At 68.3% G+C, this 17,835-nt stretch carries 13 protein-coding genes; 6 read left to right on the top strand and 7 right to left on the bottom strand.

The features are described 5' to 3' along the window. Positions 1 to 45: 45 nt before the first annotated feature. Entirely contained in the window at positions 46 to 2,412 is a 2,367-nt protein-coding gene (locus Ssi02_RS27565; RefSeq protein ID WP_204030494.1) for a M28 family peptidase, read from the bottom strand. Positions 2,413 to 2,534: 122 nt separating this feature from the next. On the opposite strand from Ssi02_RS27565, the gene Ssi02_RS27560 reads away from it, so the two are divergent. Further along, positions 2,535 to 3,113, top strand: coding sequence for an ArsR/SmtB family transcription factor (locus Ssi02_RS27560; protein WP_204030493.1), 579 nt, complete (start codon positions 2,535 to 2,537; stop codon positions 3,111 to 3,113). A 101-nt stretch (positions 3,114 to 3,214) separates the two neighbouring features. Beyond that, the gene (gene hypF / locus Ssi02_RS27555) at positions 3,215 to 5,533 is read left to right on the top strand and encodes a carbamoyltransferase HypF (RefSeq protein WP_204030492.1); all 2,319 of its coding nucleotides are present in this window, start codon (positions 3,215 to 3,217) and stop codon (positions 5,531 to 5,533) included. 694 nt (positions 5,534 to 6,227) lie between these two features. Here the strand turns inward: hypF and Ssi02_RS27550 are convergent. The 6 genes from Ssi02_RS27550 to Ssi02_RS27525 all read right to left on the bottom strand — a co-directional run bounded on the left by Ssi02_RS27550 (position 6,228) and on the right by Ssi02_RS27525 (position 12,480). Continuing rightward, positions 6,228 to 7,574 (bottom strand): WXG100 family type VII secretion target, encoded by a 1,347-nt coding sequence (locus Ssi02_RS27550; RefSeq protein WP_204030491.1) that lies wholly within the window; start codon positions 7,572 to 7,574, stop codon positions 6,228 to 6,230. 5 nt (positions 7,575 to 7,579) lie between these two features. Beyond that, complete coding sequence (locus Ssi02_RS27545; RefSeq protein ID WP_239129838.1) at positions 7,580 to 8,488, bottom strand: M23 family metallopeptidase; 909 nt, start codon at positions 8,486 to 8,488, stop codon at positions 7,580 to 7,582. Positions 8,489 to 8,560: 72 nt separating this feature from the next. Next, a complete protein-coding gene (locus Ssi02_RS27540; RefSeq protein ID WP_204030489.1) occupies positions 8,561 to 8,785 on the bottom strand; it encodes a type II toxin-antitoxin system HicA family toxin in 225 nt (74 codons plus the stop codon). After that, positions 8,785 to 8,994, bottom strand: a complete 210-nt coding sequence (locus Ssi02_RS27535; RefSeq protein WP_204030488.1) for a hypothetical protein — start codon at positions 8,992 to 8,994, stop codon at positions 8,785 to 8,787. The genes Ssi02_RS27540 and Ssi02_RS27535 overlap by 1 nt, the downstream gene beginning before the upstream one ends. Before the next feature lie 48 nt (positions 8,995 to 9,042). Next, positions 9,043 to 10,038 (bottom strand): Glu/Leu/Phe/Val dehydrogenase dimerization domain-containing protein, encoded by a 996-nt coding sequence (locus Ssi02_RS27530; protein WP_204030487.1) that lies wholly within the window; start codon positions 10,036 to 10,038, stop codon positions 9,043 to 9,045. 192 nt (positions 10,039 to 10,230) lie between these two features. Further along, complete coding sequence (locus Ssi02_RS27525; protein WP_204030486.1) at positions 10,231 to 12,480, bottom strand: S9 family peptidase; 2,250 nt, start codon at positions 12,478 to 12,480, stop codon at positions 10,231 to 10,233. A 144-nt stretch (positions 12,481 to 12,624) separates the two neighbouring features. Here Ssi02_RS27525 and Ssi02_RS27520 point away from each other — a divergent pair, with 144 nt between their 5' ends. From Ssi02_RS27520 to Ssi02_RS27505, 4 genes are all read left to right on the top strand, one after another. Next, complete coding sequence (locus Ssi02_RS27520; RefSeq protein WP_204030485.1) at positions 12,625 to 14,238, top strand: ABC transporter substrate-binding protein; 1,614 nt, start codon at positions 12,625 to 12,627, stop codon at positions 14,236 to 14,238. Positions 14,239 to 14,486: 248 nt separating this feature from the next. Continuing rightward, positions 14,487 to 16,109 carry an ABC transporter substrate-binding protein gene (locus Ssi02_RS27515; protein WP_204030484.1) on the top strand — a complete coding sequence of 541 codons (1,623 nt, stop codon included), beginning with the start codon at positions 14,487 to 14,489 and terminating at the stop codon, positions 16,107 to 16,109. 189 nt (positions 16,110 to 16,298) lie between these two features. After that, positions 16,299 to 17,642, top strand: a complete 1,344-nt coding sequence (locus Ssi02_RS27510) for a serine hydrolase domain-containing protein (protein ID WP_204030483.1) — start codon at positions 16,299 to 16,301, stop codon at positions 17,640 to 17,642. A gap of 7 nt (positions 17,643 to 17,649) precedes the next feature. Further along, on the top strand, positions 17,650 to 17,835 hold the full coding sequence (locus Ssi02_RS27505) for a hypothetical protein (RefSeq protein WP_204030482.1): 186 nt from the start codon (positions 17,650 to 17,652) through the stop codon (positions 17,833 to 17,835).

The following is a 17,835-nucleotide window of genomic DNA, read 5'->3' as shown; positions in this document are numbered from 1 at the left end:
GTGCCACAACCAGGGGTAAAGCCTTGATGCGCAGCACTCGGTAGATCACTTACGGCGGCCCTCGATCGTGCGGACCACCGTGACCGAGTCCGTGACGAGGCCACCGGTCGACGGTGTCCGTTCAAGATCGAGCGGGCGCGGGCGATAGCCCGGGATATCGGTGAGACCGACCGTCATATCGGAGACGGCAAGCTTCGGCGTGGTCCGCCCGCGCAGGTGAAGCTCGAACGTCACCCCTTGGGGAGGCGGCGCGAAGAACTGCACCTCGAACGGCCACGGGCCGCTCTGCTCGGAGGCGATCGGCAACGGCACCGGGCTTTCGCCGTACGCCTCGATGGTGCCGCCGATCACCGGTGCGCCGGCCTGCAGGTTGAGCTGGTAGGCGGAGCGTGCCGACCGCACCCGGAGGCGCAGTACGGTCGTGTCGCCCCGGCGCCGCTCCTCCAGCACGGTCACCTCGGGCGCCGGAAGATCGGCGGCGACCGCGGGGCCGACCCGCGCGGGGGACTGCCTGTGCGGCAGCGGCAGGTCGAAGGCGCCGGTCGCCTCGCGGGCACGCTCGGCGACCCACGGATGCGGCTGCGCGTCCATGCTCACCCAGGCCGCCCGGCCGCTGTCGGCGGACAGCACATATGCCAGATGTGCCACCCGGGGCCGCTCTTGATCGAACCGGTTGACCACCACCCCGGCCCCGGCCATCACCACTGCCAGCACCCCCGCCAGCAGCGGACCGAGGGCCGCGAGCACCCGGGCGCGCGGGGTGGCGGCGTCCAGCAGCGGCAGCGCCGACATCGCCGCGAACATGTAAAACACCACGCTCGGCGCCGCCATCGCCAGCCCCAGCGCGCTGCCGAGTGAACGGCCGCCGATGCCGAACACCACCACCCCCGGCAACGCCGCCACGGTCCACACCGCGAGGGCGAACAGCGGCCTGCGGTCACGCAACACGAGCGCCGCACACCCACCGGCCCCACCGGCGAGCGCGGTGAGCGCCCCGTAATAGGACGCCCCAGGCAGGAACACAGCTGCGGCCACACCCAGCAGTGCCTGCCAGAAGAGCACCCCGGCCACGGGCGCGACCGGACCCAGCCACCTGCGAGCCAGGGCGAACCATCCCCAGACGATCGCCACCACCATCAAGATGATCGCCAGGCGGAACGGCCCCGGCTGATAGGGATCACTCGCCAGGCTGGCATATCCCCGGTCCCACGCGGTCAGCCCCGCCCACAACCCGGCCGCCCCAGCCATGCCGATCATTAGCGGGATCAGCGCCGCAGCGGCCGAGAGCACCAACCGCGGCACGGTCGCCTCGCCACGCAGCCTCGCGAGTACGGCGAAAGCCAGCACGGCCAGCACCCCAGCCCCGGCCAGCGGCGTCGCCAGCCACCCCGGGTAGCCGATCACCGTGCCGAAGGCAGCGAAGAACACCTCTTCCGGCGCGGCACGTAACTGCGGAAGGTCGGCGTTCGCCACCTCGCGCACCATCACGAGCGCGTTCTCGCCCTGCATTTGCAGCGCGGCGGGGTCGAAGTTCGCGACCGTGTCGCGGGGGTGGTGATAGTAGGCACGGCCGTCGGACCAGCCCAGATCCACCCCGATGACGCCACGCTCCTCAAGCACGCTCAGGTCTGAGTGGAAGCCGCTGAGCCGGTAGACGCCGGTAACGGCGGATTCGCCGACAGGGAAAGGCACCTGGGCGAACGCGGAGATCAGCCCGGACCCGCCCGGTGTCAGGTTGTACATAGAGGAAGGCGAGGCGTTGCCCGGTCCCTCCAGGTTGATCATGACGCTGCCGCCTTGGGCGAGGGGGTGCCGCGCGAACGCCTCGGCGCCTATGAGGCCCGGCTCCTCGCCGTCGCTGAGCAGGAGCACCACGTCGTTGCGGAGCTGCCCGCCCGCGGTGAGGGCACGGGCGATCTCCAGCACGGCGGCCACCGACGCCTTGTCGTCGCTGGTTCCGGGGGTGGTCGGGGTGGAGTCGTAGTGTGCGGCCACCACGACGCGGCCGGTCGAGGCGTGGCCGGGGATGACGGCGACGACGTTCTTGGCGAGCCCGGCGGTCACGTCGGCGCCGAAGGTCCGGGCGCCGACCCCCGTCTGCACCTCGGGTCGCAGGCCGAGGGCGATCAGCCGGTCGACGAGATAGTTCCGTACGGCGTCGCCACCCGGTGAGCCGATCGGGGTGGGTTCGCGGGCGATGTGGGCGAGGTGGGGCCAGGCGCGTGTGGCGCTGAATGTGGTCGCGGGGGCGTCGGGGCCGGCCGGGGCGGGTGGCCCTTCGGCCAGCCAGGCGCCGACGGCAGCGGCCACGACGGCGAGGAGCGCGAGGAGTGCGGGGATCCGGCCGAGGGGGCGGGGACCTTGGCCGCCTTGAACGGCGTGGTCTTCGGGTGATGTGCGGAGGGTTCCCATAGTTGCATAATGGATTGTGCACAGCCTTTTGTGCAAACTTGATTGTGCACACTGGGAACGTTCATCGCAGATGAGGAAGGGGTAAGTTGCATAAGCGGGACGGCCGAGGCTAGGTTGACGCCATGGGTGAGCAACCTCTGACGCGTAAGATCGCTGATCTGGAGGTGCTCAAGGCACTCGCCCACCCCCGCCGGCAGCGCATCCTCGACCTGCTCAGCCAGGGCGGTCCTTCGACCTCGGCCGAGCTGGCCCGCAAACTCGACCTCAACACCGGCGCGACCAGCTACCACCTGCGTGAGCTGGCCAAACACGGGTTCATCGAGGAAGTGCCCGAGAGGGCGCGCGGGCGTGAGCGGTGGTGGCGTTTCGTCTCGGCCGACCTGCGCTTCCCGCTCCGCAGCGAGCAGGACGCGGAGACGCGGGCGCTCCTCGACGAGATCAACGCCAGGGGGGTGGCCGACGACATGCGGGCGTTCCGCCTCGCGCAGGCCGCCGTTGAGCCGGGGGCCTGGGGGGACGCGTTCCCTTACTCGCGGGGCGCCATCCGGGTGACGCTGCCGGAGCTGGTGGAGTTCTTCGAGGAGTACATCGCGTTGCTGATGAAGTACGGGAAGTCCGCGGAGGAGGCCGATCCCGAGGCGCGGCTCGTGCAGACGCGGTTCTACGCCTATCCCAACCCGCCCAGCGATCAGACGTCCTAAAGGACTTCCGGGTGTCCCTGGTGGCACAACCGGGGGTAAAGCCTTGATGCGGAGCGGACCGCGCCGGTCCCGGGGAAGGTGTGCCGGGGAAGGCTCACAGTGTGAGCACAGAGCGGGTCCGGCTGCGGATCCGGGTGGAGGGGATCGTGCAGGGCGTCGGTTTCCGCCCGCACGTCTACACCCTCGCCCGGCGGCTCGACCTGGCCGGATGGGTGGGCAACGACCCCAAAGGGGTGTTCATCGAGGTCGAGGGACTGCGTGCCGCGCTTGACCTCTTCCTGGGCGACCTCAAAGGGGAGGCGCCGCCGCTCGCCGTGATCGACCGGGTCGCCACGACCGTGCTGCCGCTCACCGGGGATCGCGGCTTCCACATCGCGGACAGTGTCCAGGACGGCTCCCGCCGTACTTCTGTGTCACCAGACTTCGGGACGTGTGATGACTGCCTGGCCGAGCTGTTCGACCCCGCCGACCGGCGTTATCGCTATCCCTTCGTCAACTGCGTGAACTGCGGTCCCAGGTTCACCATCGTCACTCGTGTGCCTTACGACCGGTCCACGACCACCATGGCGCGCTTTCCCATGTGCGGGGAGTGCGCCCGTGAGTTCGCCGATCCGGCCGACCGCCGGTTCCATGCCCAGCCCACCTGCTGTCCGGACTGCGGGCCGGTGCTCTCCTATACGGTCGTCGACGGCGCGGACCGGCAAGTGCTCGCTCAGGGGGAGGCCGCGTTGCAACGGGCGGTCACCGCCGTGCGGACCGGCCTGATCGTCGCCGTCAAAGGGCTCGGCGGTTATCACCTCGCGGTGGGCGCCGAAGACGAACCCGCGGTGCGGCGGTTGCGGGACCTCAAACACCGCGAGGCCAAACCCTTCGCCGTCATGGTGGCCGACCTGGCCGCGGCCCGCACCCTGGCCGGCCTCACCTCCGAGGCCGAGCGGCTGCTGGCCGATCCGCGCCGCCCGATCGTGCTCGTGCCACGCCACGCGGAGGCGCTCACGGCGCCCTCGGTCGCCCCTGGCACGGGGGAGATCGGGCTGATGCTGCCCTACACCCCTTTGCACCATCTGCTTCTGCGGGAGACCGGGCCCATAGTCCTGACCAGCGGCAACATCTCCGACGAACCCATCGCCTTCAAGGACGCCGAAGCCCTGAACGGGCTCTCATCCGTGGCCGACGCCTTCCTCACCCACGACCGTCCCATCCACATCCGCACCGACGACTCCGTCGTGCGGATCGTCGCGGGGCGGGCGACACCGCTGCGCCGATCGCGGGGATATGCCCCGGAACCTCTCGCCCTTTCCCTTCAACGTCCGGTGCGCCGCGCCGTACTCGCCTGCGGGGGAGAGCTCAAGAGCACCTTCTGCATGGTGCAGGGGGACCGGGCTTTTCTGTCACATCACATCGGCGACCTGGAGAACTACGAGACGCTGGTCGCCTTCACCGAGGGCATCGAGCATTTTCAGCGCCTGTTCGGTGTCGTGCCGGAGGTCGTCGCCCACGATCTGCACCCCGAATATCTGTCCACGAAGTACGCCGCGGAGCTGGCCGACGTGGAGCTCGCGGGTGTCCAGCATCATCACGCCCACATCGCCTCATGCCTCGCCGACAACCGCGAACGCGGTCCCGTCATCGGCGTGGCCTACGACGGATTGGGATACGGCACCGACGGCACCCTCTGGGGTGGTGAGCTGCTGATCGCGGACTTCACGGGATATGTCCGTGTCGGGTCGCTCACCCCCGTGCCGCTGCCCGGTGGCGAGGCGGCCATCCGGCATCCGTGGCGCATGGCGGCGGCGTATCTCGCGGAGATGGACCTCACCCACACCCCTCCGGTTCAACACCGGCACGCCGCCGACTGGGACCGGGTGCGAGCACTCCTCAAAACCCCCGCCCACTCTCCGCCGACCACCAGCGCCGGCCGTCTCTTCGACGCCGTCGCCGCCCTCCTCGACCTGCACGACACCGTCGCCTACGAGGGACAGGCCGCCATCGCCCTGGAACAGACGGCAGACCCCACAGAAACCGGTGCCTATCCGGCCCACATCGCCCGCGGCGACCCCCCGTCCTGCAACGGGAACCTGCCCTACCCCGGCCCCTCTCTGCTCCTCAACGGCGGCGAACTCGTGCGCGCCGTCGTCGAAGACCGGCGGACCGGCACCCCACCCGAGGCCGTCGCCGCCCGCTTCCACAACGGCCTCGCCGCACTCACCGTCGCCGCCTGCCTCCGCGTCCACGAGGCGAGCGGCCTCACCACCGTCGCCCTCTCCGGCGGCGTCTTCCAGAACCGGCTCCTCACCGACCGCCTCACCGACGCACTACGCCGCCACGGCCTCCAGGTGCTCACCCACCACCGCGTCCCCCCAAACGACGGCGGCCTCAGCCTCGGCCAGGCCGTGATCGCGGCCCGGCGACATCCCTGAGCCCGGCTTCCCTCCAGCGGCGGCATTTCGGTCTCCCCGCCTCCTTCAAACAGGCCCTCGACCGCTTCGGCAGCCGGGCGCTTGGCGCCGGCGAGAAGGCATGCGGCGGCCATCGGCGCGATGGTGACGCAACCTCGGCCCACCGGTGGGTCTTCTACCACTTCCTGTCTACCTTCGACTACGCGGGCCGGTTGCTGATCCTGCGCCGCCGCACCCCCGAGACGGCCCGGAGGGCACGCATCGACGCCGCACGAGCGGGTGCCAAGCCGCTGCCGTTGCGGCTGGCCGGTGGGCACATGCTGTACACCGAGGGCAGCGTCGCCGGCTCCAAGCGCCCTGTGCCTGTCTTGGCCGTCGCCGCAGCAGCCACCGCGCGGTCGGAGCCCCAGCGAGTCGCTGATCGAGCAGGGGCCCGCTCTCTCCTCGCAGTTAGCGCAGGCGGTCCACACCGGCTTCGAGGACGGCCGGCGGCTCCTGCCAGCGGGACCGCGACAGGGCGCTCCAGCTCACTACGGAGAGCGACGATTTCCAACGCGGCGAAGAAACGTATGAGCGGGCAGAGGCTCGGTATCAGCTCCCGGGAGGTCGGCCGTCGTCGCGTGCGAAAGACAGCGCGCCCCCGCCGCGGTGACCGGGTAACTCGGACAGGCGATGTGAGGCCGGTCCATAGAGGACCGGCCTCGGTGGGCGGGCCCTAGCCGATGACGGGTGGGGCGGTTTCGGGGTTGGTGCCCCAGATGTCGTCGTCTTCGGAGAGCCAGGTGGTGCGTTCGCGGTCCTGGGGGCCTTCGCCGCCGGCGGCTCCGCCGTACGGCATCATCGGGACGCCGCTCATGCCGCCGGGGCGGGTGGCGTCGGGGCGGAGGGTTCCGGGGGCGCCCAGCGGGGTGCCGGGCGCGGCGCCTATGGCGCCGGGGCTGCCGATGCCCGTGGTGGGGGTGTTCAGGCCCGGGGTGGTTCCCGTGGGGTAGCCGGGGGTGCCCAGGCCGGGTGTGCCGGGGCCGGTTCCGGTGGGGAGGGCGGGAGGTTCGTAGCCGGCTAGTTCGGTGGCTCTTGGGATGGTTGAGCCGTCGGGCAGGCCGGGAACCGCTCGGGGGTCACTCCCGGTGGGGAGGTCCGGGCGTCCGGGTAGACCGGATTCGCCGGTTGCGGGGAGGGCAGGGCTGCCGGGGAGCTTGGGGTCGGCCGGGGAGCCGCCGGGGTAGCCGGGTGTTCCGGGGGTTCCGGGGGTTCCGGGGGTTCCGCCGCCTGGATAGTGCGGTGTTCCGGGGGCTCCGGTGCCGGGGTAGTCCGGGGAGCCGGGCACACCACCGCCGGGCAAGCCGCCGCCCGGGAGTCCCCCGCCGGGCAGGCCACCGCCCGGAAGACCGCCGCCGGGGAGGCCGCCCGAGGGGATGGAGGTCTTGGGGAGCTGGCCGAGGCTGGGGTCCGCCGGTGGTCCGCTGTTCAAAGGCATGCGGGCCAGGGAGTCGGGAAACATCTCGTAGTGGGTGACGATCCGCTCGTTCAGCCCGACCAGGAACTCACGCGCCTTGTCCGTGTCGGACTTGGTGTCGCCCGTGATGAAGTTGGACACGATCATCCCAGGTGAAGTCTCCTTGAAGGCACCGGAGATGTCGTTGTCCCAGGTGAACCAGCCGTTCTCCGGCCGGTTGTCCTTGAACTGCCGCAACGTGTTGGCGTAGCCGTTGAGGGAGTGGGCGAGGCGGGCGGAGCGGTCGGCGAGTTCGCGGGCGTTGGCCTCCAGTTTGTGCAGGGAGCGCAGGACGGCTTTGGCCGCGTCGCCGCCCCAGTGTTCCGCGACCTGCTGGGCGGCCTTGTAAAGGTGGTGGTTCAGGCCTTTGTCGACGCAGTCCCCGGCGAGCATCGTGGCCATGGTCCGGTAGGAGACGGCGACACCCTCGACGTCGTCGGGCCTGGTGTCGCCGACCCATTTCCGGATCTGGTCGACGCTGGTGTAGGACCCCGAGTTCCAGCTCGGCGGCCCGTCCTTCTTGATGCGTTGGAGGTCGAACTCCCCTGACTTCCCCCGTACCAGCACGCGTGTTATCCGCGGCAGTGCTCAAACGGGCTGTTGTAGCGGGTGGCGCCCGCCGAGCCGCCCCACTTCACGCAGACTCCCTTGGCGTAGGCGCGCACGGGGCCGGCGTAGTACTGGAAGTTGCCCGAGTCGGTGGTGCGGCGCTTGCCCTTGACCTCAAGGTAGGCCGAAACAGCGCTCTTGCCACCCGTCCCGGTGTTCTTGACGGTCGTCACGCAGTTGTGGCCGTTGGCGGAGTTATAGAGCAGGAAGACGGTCGCCGCCTTTCCGAGCGGCGCCGAGTCGATGCGCTTGTAGCCCGACCCGCAGACCCTCTCCGGGGAATACGGATTGCCGCCCGGCTTCGGCCCCGGCTGCGGCTTGGACTCCCCGCCGCCGCCGCAGTTCTTCGACGTCAACGTTTGAGTGGGATAGCCGAACCGCACCCCGTTGAACACCGCGGGCTTGATGTTGTTCGGCCACGTTCCCGTCTTCGCGCGCACCTCGTAGTGCAGGTGCGCGGGCATGCCCTTGCGGGAGGCCATCGTGGTCTTCCCGACCGTGCCGATGCGCTGGCCCCGCGCCACCGTGTCGCCCGCCTTGACGAAGCGCGCGTTCAGGTGCGCGTAATACGAGGCGAGCCCACCCGCGTGCTCGATTTTGACGAGGTTCCCGAAACCGTTGCTGTTCCCCTGGTGGGCGGAGGTCACCACCCTTCCCGCCGCCGACGCGAGCACGGCACTGCCGAGATCCGCGTCGGGCGAGTTCCCCCGGTTGAAGTCGATCTCCCACTTGGAGCCGTGCGCGGAACTCGACGTGGTGCCACGCCACGACTCACCACATGTGAAAGGCAACTGGAAAGCCGGAGCCGCGGTCGCCTGCACAGTGCCGCCCCCGACTACCAGCGAAGACAGGCCTAGAGCAAACGCTGCCATGATTCGCATGCACGGAAGAGTGACACCTCTAGCAACAATTGTCCACGTACACCCCAGATGTCACATGATCGTTTATAGGAGATCTGTAAGTTCGTCCGCAGTCATTCCCGCAAGTGAAAGGATGTTACGCAAGGTCCCTTTGGGGAGATCTCGACCGAGATGGACTGGCACGCTTACCACACGCCCATCCTCGTGGCGCAGAATGTGATGACTGCCGCGCACCCGCGCGACGTCGAACCCGGCTTTCTCCAACGCCCGGACCACCTGCGCCCCAGGCAACGATGGCACTGGAGGCATCAGGCGACGTCCACCGTCACGGTCAACTCCGGCGACGGGCCGACTTCCTCGATGAGCGCGATGAGTGCCTGGCGCAGGTCCTCCACAGCCGCCTCCGCCGTGAGTCCGTCGCCGACGGCCCCCACACCCGGACGAAGTTGGGCACTGGCGCACCACACTCCGTCCTCATCCTGTTCCAGAACATATGGCACATGCTGGGTCCAGCTCATGACTCTCAGTGTACGGCTCTGACCAGCTCATCGATGGTGTTCTTACCGTCACGGACCTTGGCGTGCGGGGGTGAAGTCCGGGAGGAGTGGGGGTGGGAGGGGGAGGGGGGTCCAGGTGTGGAGGAAGTCGACGGCGAGGGTGCAGGCGGCGGGGTAGGGGCCGTCGGCTGTGGTGAGGGTTTGGGCGGTGAGGGTGGCGATGGTGTGTTCGATGTGGCCGCGGGAGGTGGTGGGGGTGACGTCGGCTCCTGCCGTACTCACGAAGTCGGGGAGGGCGAGGACGCCGCGGGCGTGGAGGGTGGCGAGGCCGGTGCGGGTGTAGGGGGCGAGGGTGGCGGGGGCGATCAGGCGGGCGGGGGTGCGGGTGGCGCGGGGGGCGTCGAGGGTGCCGGGGCGGTCGGCGGGGACCAGGATGTCGGCGTTTACGGTGAACAGGGCGGTGGGCGGGTGCACGGGCAGGCCGACGTGGGCGACGCAGGCGTCGCCGTATCGGTCGCGGAGGTGGAGGAGCAGGGGGACGTCGAGGCCGCCGGAGCGGTGGACGGTGCCGTGCGGAGTGGCGACGGCGGTGACGCGGGCGCCGCGGGTGAGGGCCTCGGCGGCGAGGGCGGCGGCGGTGTCGCCGAAGCCGTAGAGGGCGAGGGTGCGTCCCCGCAGGCCGCCGAGGGCGGTTTCGGCGGCGACGGCGATGCCGAGGGCGGTGTGGGTGGTGGTGGTGCCGGTCAGGGAGGGGGCGGGAAGGTCCTCGGCCCTGGTCCCGATATCAGGAAATGTCAGGAAAGAGCGGCGTTCGACTAAGGGATGGATCTCGGCGACATAGCGCCCCAGAATGTCGTCCCTGGTCTCGGGTGTGGCACGCAGCAGGGCGGCGGCGCCGCCGACACGCCGGCCGAGCACGGCATGGCGGAAGGTCATGGCGCGGGCGAGGACCACGGCCTCCGAACGGCTGATGTGAGGGGCGAGGCGAGTGCCGCCGACGCTGAGCGCACAGTCGAGGTCGAAGGCGAGATAGCCGTCGACGCCGGTCAATTCCACGACACGCATATGCGGGTGTGCCTTTCGAGCGACTCAGCCTGGCATAAAAGCTGAGCACGGCGTGGGGCGCCGGAGCGCGGCCGCCTTCGGGGAGGGAGGCCCGAAGGCGGCTGCGGCGTGTTTCCGGGCACCCGAGGATAGGGCGACATCCAGCTCGGTTCGGTTGGCTACGGAATTGAGCGGTGCCCGCCCGGTTTCAGATCAGCCGAGCATCTTGATAAGCCGCTGCCGGTCCAGGGGAACGTCGGGAACGGGGTGGTCAGCCGGGGGTTCGACCCCGTGAAGATGGCGCACGAAATAGTCCCACGTACGTTTGGCGACATAGCCTTCATAACCAAACAGACCGTGTTCCGCACCGGGGATCAGAAGAAGGTCGAAGTCCTTCCCTGCCCGGATGAGCGCATCGACGAGACGCATCGTGTGATACGGGAAGACGTTGTCGTCGCCGTCGCCGTGAACAAGGAAGAGTTTGCCCTTGAGCCGGTGGGCCAGCAATGAGTTGTTGACGTCCTGATAAAGCTCTTTGTCGTAAGGGCCCTGATAGAGCTCGGCCCATCCGGCGCAGTAGAGGTCGTTTTCATGATTGCCCGATGAGGCGACCCCCACGTGGTAGAAGTCGGGGTGGGCGAGGATGGAGCGGGCCGCGGCATAACCCCCGCCGGAGTGGCCGAAGACACCCACCCTGGTGAGGTCCATATACGGGCGGGTGGCGGCGAGTTCGGTGATGCCGGCGACGTGGTCGTGGGTGGCGCCCGCCTCGCCCATCCTGCCGTAGGACTCGTCGTGAAACGCCTTGCTCCGCCCGGGGGTGCCGCGCCCGTCGAGGGTGACCACGATGAAGCCGAGGGCCGCCACGGCAAACACCTCCGACCAGCTCGGATCGCCGAATCCGGGGGCGACGCGATGGATCTGCGGGCCGGGATAGACGTGCTCGACGACCGGATAACTCCGCCCGGGGTCGAAGTCGAGCGGGAAGAAAAGCGTGCCGTAGATCTCGGTGACGCCGTCGGCGGCCCGCACCCGCACGCGTTCGGGGCCGCGCCAGCCGAGGGCGACGAGGTCGCCGACGTCGGCGACCTCCAATTCGACGACGACCTCGCCCGCGAGGTTCCGCACACTCGTGACGGGTGGCACATCGACGAAGGAGGCTACGTCGACGAGATATTTCCCGCTGGGCGAGACGACGGCGGCGTGGTCGAGCACGTCGTCGGTGAGGCGGGTGAGCCCGGTGCCGTCGAGTCCGGCGCTGAAGATCTGCCGCGGATAGGGATCGCCCGCGACGTGCCCTGAGGCGGCGAAGAGAACGGTCCCGTTCTTCTCGTCGACGTGCAGGATCTCTTTGACGACCCATTCCCCGGAGGTGAGCCGGACGGGCTCCCCGCCCTCGGCGGCGTAGAGATAGAGGTGACCCCATCCGTCGCGCTGGGAGAACCACACCACGTCGCCGTTGCTCAACACCCGGCTGATGGGCGGGCCGCCGGAGGGATTGCCGTCGACCCGCTTCTCGTGATGATCCTCGGCGAGAAGACGCACATCGCCTGTAGCGGCGTCGAGTTCATAGAGCGACAACCGGCGGAAGAACCGGTCGGTGTCGTAGTAATAGAGCTTGTCGCCCTTCTCCGACCATGCCATTCCCGCCATCTCCGGCGGCACATATTCGGCGTGCAGAGGCGCTCCTTCGCTCCGCACGAGGGTGCCGTGCGGCACGGACACGACGACGAGTTCCGCGGTCGGCACCTTCGCGTCGCCGGGCACCGGATAATGCGAGGTGCGCAGCCTCGGCCGCCCGCCGTCGAGCGGTGCCGCGTCGATGAGATATGCCGAAGGCAGGCCGGCCGTGTCCAGGCGATGGGTGGCGATGCGCCGCGAGTCGGGCGACCACAGCAACATCGGCGGCCCTTGCACACCAAGCCGTTCGAACAACACCCGCGGGCTGGAGGCGTCCGGGCATTTGGCATAGGCGAAGTCGGCCGTGCCGTCGCCGGTGAGGCGGTGTTCGGCGCCGGTGACGATCTCCCGCACCCACAGATTGTGCTCGCGGACAAAGGCCACCCATTTCCCGTCCGGGGAGGGGGTCTCGTGCAGTCCGGGGCGATGCCCGCGCGATGTGCAGGTGTAGTCGCCGAGGTCGCAGGTCCAGCGTTCGCCGTCGACCTCGAACCCCACCTGCTTGTCGTCGAGTTCGACGCTCTCGAAGGGCAGGTCGCCCGGGTCGACGGCGGCGCCGGAGGCGGCGGCGAGGCTCTTGGCGAGCCGTTCGTGGTCGAAGGCCGGGGTGACGCTTCCTTCCGCGGGGTTGACGAGGAGGAATCGTTTGCCGGTGCGCCTGCGGCTCAGGTAGGTGAATCGGTCTCCGTCCGCCAGCCACTGAGGCTCGACGCGGTCCCCGAACACGAGCTTCTCGCGGTTGTGCGGCAGGAAACGCTCTGCCTTGGCGTAGTCGACTGTCACACGGCCAGTGAAGCCAGCCGAATCCGGCTCAGGCTTTAGCCGTGCGAACGAAATGGAGGTGTCCGCATTTGGCGGCGGGTGTGATGCGGAGGTGGGGGCGCGGGGCGCACGGTGTCCAGAACCGTCCCAATGTGAGGTGTCTCGATGGCCGTCCGTTCCCCCGCCGCCAAAGCGGCCTGTGCCTTAATCGCTCTCGGCATCGCCGCGACCGCCTGTGCCTCAGGGGATCGCCGGCCGGCCGCCGGTCCGGACGCGAAGCCCGCGGCGGCCTCGAACGCCGATATCGAGAAGTTCGTCGTCGGGATGTCGGGCGCCCCTTCGATGCTCGACATCGCCCACGGTTTCGACGGCGCCTCGACCGGTATCCAGTCGGAGATCCTGAACACCATGCTCAAAGTGGGCTCCGACGGCCAGTTGGTCCCGGAGATCGCCGAGTCCTGGTCGCAGCCGGAGCCCACGACCTATGTCTTCAAACTCCGCAGCGACGTGAAGTTCTGGGACGGCAGCGCCATGACCGCCGAGGACGCGGCCTACTCGCTGGCCAGGCACATGGACCCGAAGGTCGCCTCCCAGGCCGCGTCCTACATGACCAATATCAAGGAGGTGAAGGCCACCGGCGACCACGAGGTCACGGTGACCCTGAAGAAGCCCAACAACTCCTTCGGCTACATCGTCTGCCCGATCTGGCAGGTGGTGAAGAAGTCCTTCGCCGAGAAGCACAAACGCGACCTCGGCAGCCCGACGGTTCTCACCATGGGCACCGGCCCGTTCAAGGTCGAGAAGTTCAATCCCGCCTCCGGCACCGTGCTGGTGCGCAATGAGAACTACTGGGGGCCGAAGCCGAAGATCAAGCGGCTGGAATACAAGACCATCCCGGACAGCGAGACCATTCGCATCGCCGTGGACTCCGGGGAACTCGACGCGACCTACGCCGTGGACGTGCACAACGCCAGGCGCTGGACGTCGCTCCGCAACGCGAACATCCTCTTCTCGCGCGGCAACAGCAGCCGGTATTGGTCGTTCGACGTGAACGTCGAGCCTTTCAGCGATGTGCACGTGCGGCGCGCCATCGCATATGCCACCAACCGCGAGGCGCTCGCGGGTGAACGGCTGAAGCCCGCGGTCAGCCCGGTCCCTGAGCCGATGTTGAAGGCCGTGTTCGGGGAGGAGGGATTCCGGCAGCTCGTGAACGAGATCCCGCAGTATGGCTTCGACCTGGCCAAAGCGAAGGAGGAGCTGGCCAAGTCGAAGTTCCCGAACGGCTTCGAGGTGACCGTGCCCTACTCGAACGCCCAGTCCATCTGGTCGAAGATCTTGCAGAACACCGCGCAGAACCTCAAGCAGATCGGCATCACGCTGACCGCGAAGCAGGTCCCGCACGAGAAGTGGGTGGCCCAGCTCTTCGCGCACAAGGAACTCGACATGTTGATCATGGGGGCGAGCTACGCCTCGCCGGACCCGGGCGAATGGTTGCCGGACGTGCTCGGCAAGGCCACCGCCGTGCCCAACGCCTTCAACCTGTCGAACTACAGCTCCCCCGCGCTGGAGGAGAACCTGGTCAAGCTGGCCGCCTCCGAGGGCGAAGAGCGTAAGAAGATTGTCAAGGAGCTCGTGCTGGAGATCGCCGACCAGCTCCCCTACGCACCGCTGTTCTACGACGACAACGCCATCGCGCTGAACAAGAAGTATGTGTGGGACGGCGAGTTCAACACGTGGACCTTCTCCGACCTGTCGGTCTTCGTCAAAGCCGTCGCCTAGCGTCCGGCGGCACCATGCGGCCCGGCCGGCGCGGGTGGCCCCCGGCCCGCCGGGCCCTCAGGGCGTGTGTCACGGATACCAAAAACCGCCGCCGGGTCTTCGTTCGATCGCACAAAAAGTGCGCGCCGCTTAGTCCCGCAGGGCGATGCACATGCATGACCTGCGTTTCTACGCTCCGGCCATGGGACGGTCCCGCCACCCGCCGTGCCACTCCTGTCTTTCTGCGTAGGACCCCGAGGTGAACATCGTTGTTCTTCCGATCTCCTCCGGGGCGGTTGGCATGCGCCACGCTCGCCCTCGGCTTGACCTTGACGGCGTGTGGTGGCGCCGACCGCGGCTCCGGCAAGGCTGAAGGCGGCAAGCCGCAGTCCGCCGCCTCAGAGGCCGACATCGACAAAATCGTGTGGGGAATGGCGGGCAACCCCTCCATGATCGACATCGCGCACGGTCTGGACGGTGCGTCCACCGTTGTGCAGACCGTGGCGCTCGACACCCTGCTCACCCTCACCGCGGAGGGCAAACCCGCTCCCGCCGTCGCCGAGTCGTGGGAACGCGCCGACCCCACGACCTACGTCTACAAGATCCGCAAGGACGTGAAGTTCTGGGACGGCTCCCCGGTCACCGCAGAGGACGTCGCCTACTCCCTGGCGAGGCACATGGACCCGAAGGTCGCCTCGCAGGCGGGCAGCTTCCTGACCGCGATGAAGGAGGTGAAGGTCACCGGTGACCACGAGGTCACCGCGAAGCTGAAGCGGCCCGACACCTCCTTCGAATATGTCGCGGCCTCCGCCTGGCAGATCGTCAAGAAGTCCTTCGCCGAGAAACACCTGCGCGACCTCGGCAGCCCGACGGTGCTCACGATGGGCACCGGCAAGTTCAAGCTCGTCAGCTTCTCCCCCGCCACCGGCGCCGTGCTTGAGCGCAACGAGCACTACTGGGGGCAGAAGCCGAAGATCAAGCGGCTGGAGTTCAAAGTCGTCTCCGACTCCGAGACCCGCCGCCTCGCGTTGCAGTCGGGCCAGATCGACGGCACCTTCGACATCGACACGCAGAACGCCCGCCGCTGGACGACGCTGCCGAACGTGCAGACGTTCTTCGCCCGCGCGAACGCCGTCAGGTATTTCTCGTTCGACGTCAAGAACAAGCCCTTCGACGACGTCTACGTGCGTAAGGCGTTCGCGCACAGCCTCGACCGCAATGCCCTCAAGGGCGCCGACGCGCGCATGGTCCTGGCCGACAACATCGTGACCGAGCCGCAGCTTGTGGCGTTGTTCGGCAAGGAGGGGGCGGCGCAGTTCGTCGCGGGCCTGCCGAAATACGAGTTCGACATGGCGAAGGCCAAGGCCGCACTGGCCCAGTCGAAATACGCGAGTGGTTTCACGCTCGACGTGGTGCACTCCAACCGCGATCAGTTCTGGTCGAAACTCCTGCAGAGTCTCGCGCAGAACCTCAAGACGATCGGCGTCACGCTCAACATCAAGGCCATCCCGAACGACGCCTACGTGGCGAAGCTCTACGGCCACCAGGACCTCGGGATGAACGCCGTCAACGCCGCGTTCAGCACCCCCGATCCGGCCGAACTGCTCCCCGTCATGCTGGGAGAGTCGGGCACCAAGCCCAACGGCTTCAATTTGGCGAACTACACAAACCCCGAGCTGGAGAAGAACCTCACCGCTCTGGCGAACACCGTGGGCGCGGAACGCCAGGAGGCCGTGAAGAACATCGTCACCGAGGTGGCCGATCAAGTGCCCTACATGCCGCTCTACTACGACGAGAACGGCATGGCGCTCAACAAGAAATACGTCTTCACCCAGGAGTTCACCACCTGGTCGGGGCAGGACTGGTCCGCCCTGATCAAGCGCGCGGCCTAGCTCGTGCCCGGCTTCCGTACGGTGTTCCAGGCACTCGGCGTGCCCCGCCGAGAGCCTGGTCGGCGTCCCCTGAAACCGGGGCCTCCCGAGGCCCGCGGCCGCCTTTGGCCGAGGGGACGAAATAACGGCGCCCTCCTTTGGCCGCGCATGCGATGCACGGCCGGGACCTGCGTTTCTACGCTCCGCCACATGGAAGACCGGGATATCCAAACTCTGCTGGACGAATCAGCCAAGAAACTCGGGGTCGTCGGCGCTCAGGTGGCGGTGCTCCACAACGGTGTGGTCCGCGCCTTCGCCACGGGCAGCGCCAACGTCGAACTGGGCATCCCCATGACGACCGACACTCTGGTGCAGATCGGCTCGACGACCAAGGTGTACACCGCGCTGATGGTCATGAGCCTGGTCGAGGAGGGCAAACTCGACCTCGACGAGCCGGTCCTGTCCTACATCCCCTACTTCCGCACGCCCGATGCCGAGGCGACCAGGTCCATGACCCTGCGTCACCTGCTCTCCATGAGCGCCGGGCTCGACAACGGCCCCTACGACAAGCACGGCAGGGAGCAGATCGCCACCGAGCGCTATATCCGCTCCATCGCCGACCTTCCGCTGATCTTCTCGCCCGGTCAGGGGTACGGCTACAGCAACCTGGCCACCTGCGTCGCCGGTGAGGCGGCGGTGCAGGTGACCGGCCGGACCTGGGACGACCTGCTGCGTGAGCGTGTGCTCGAACCGGCGGGCCTCAAGCGGAGCGTGACGCTGCCCGAGAACCTCGTCTTCCACCGGGTCTCCGTCGGACACGCCGTCGAGGAGGACGGCACGCCGAGGGTGACCCGCCCGTGGGACTGCACGCCGACGCAGGCCGCCGCCGGGGAGACGCTGTGCACCAGCGCCGCGGACCTGATCGCCTTCGCCCAGATCTTCCTGAACAAGGGCGCGGGGGTGGTGTCGCCGGAGTCGATCACCACCATGACGACCCCGCAGGTCACGGTGCCGGACACGATCCTCGCCGACACCTGGGGGGTCGGTCCGTACAGCAAGAACTGGAACGGCACCGAACTGTGGGGCCACACCGGCACCAACGAGGGCGGCTCATCCTCGTTGTTCTGGATCCCGGCGAAGGGCGCGGCTTTCGCCACGCTCAGCAATGTCCCCGAGCAGGGCTATCCGCTCGCCCACGAGCTCGGCAAGGTGCTCTACCCGGCGCTGTGGGGCGTGGACTGCGTGCCGCCGCCGGCGCCCTCGGCCGAGGTGCGGGTCGACGCCCACCGGGTGAGCGGCGTTTATGAGGAATACAACGCCCGCTACGAGGTGACGGTCGAGGACGGCACCGTCATGCTGCGGGCGTCCTCGAAGGAGCCGTTCACCCCTTCGCTCGACACCAGGCTGCTGCCCTGGAAAACCGATCGGTTTCTCGCCGACAAAGCCGCCCTCACCGGCAACCGAGGGTGGGGCGTTTCATTCGTCGGCTCCGATGACGAATCCCGCGCCACCCACCTCGTCAATGGATTCTTCTGCGCACGACGCGTGAGGTGATCGACCCATGATTCTGCGATCCCCGGCCGCACGGTTCACCGGTGCGGTGACGGCCATCGCGACGCTCACGGCCTGTGGTGGCCGCGGCGGCGATAACGCGACCCCAACCACGGTGGACAATATCCCGGGCTTGATCGAGCCGGGGATCGCCGAATCCCGATCGAAGGCCACCCCGGCCAGGCGGGTGGCATAG

It is taken from the genome of Sinosporangium siamense (assembly GCF_016863435.1).
Classification (GTDB): Bacteria; Actinomycetota; Actinomycetes; order Streptosporangiales; family Streptosporangiaceae; genus Sinosporangium; species Sinosporangium siamense.
The sequence above is the reverse complement of the archived record's forward strand: the minus strand, read 5'-3'. Positions and strand labels throughout refer to the sequence as shown.

Bases quoted from the DNA above. Each gene is read 5' to 3' on its own strand.
- Ssi02_RS27520 (WP_204030485.1), top strand. From the start codon at position 12,625: ATGGCCGTCCGTTCCCCCGCCGCCAAAGCGGCCTGTGCCTTAATCGCT.
- Ssi02_RS27545 (WP_239129838.1), bottom strand. From the start codon at position 8,488: ATGGCAGCGTTTGCTCTAGGCCTGTCTTCGCTGGTAGTCGGGGGCGGC.
- Ssi02_RS27540 (WP_204030489.1), bottom strand. From the start codon at position 8,785: ATGCCTCCAGTGCCATCGTTGCCTGGGGCGCAGGTGGTCCGGGCGTTG.
- Ssi02_RS27505 (WP_204030482.1), top strand. From the start codon at position 17,650: ATGATTCTGCGATCCCCGGCCGCACGGTTCACCGGTGCGGTGACGGCC.
- Ssi02_RS27560 (WP_204030493.1), top strand. From the start codon at position 2,535: ATGGGTGAGCAACCTCTGACGCGTAAGATCGCTGATCTGGAGGTGCTC.
- Ssi02_RS27565 (WP_204030494.1), bottom strand. From the start codon at position 2,412: ATGGGAACCCTCCGCACATCACCCGAAGACCACGCCGTTCAAGGCGGC.
- Ssi02_RS27535 (WP_204030488.1), bottom strand. From the start codon at position 8,994: ATGAGCTGGACCCAGCATGTGCCATATGTTCTGGAACAGGATGAGGAC.
- Ssi02_RS27530 (WP_204030487.1), bottom strand. From the start codon at position 10,038: ATGCGTGTCGTGGAATTGACCGGCGTCGACGGCTATCTCGCCTTCGAC.
- Ssi02_RS27510 (WP_204030483.1), top strand. From the start codon at position 16,299: ATGGAAGACCGGGATATCCAAACTCTGCTGGACGAATCAGCCAAGAAA.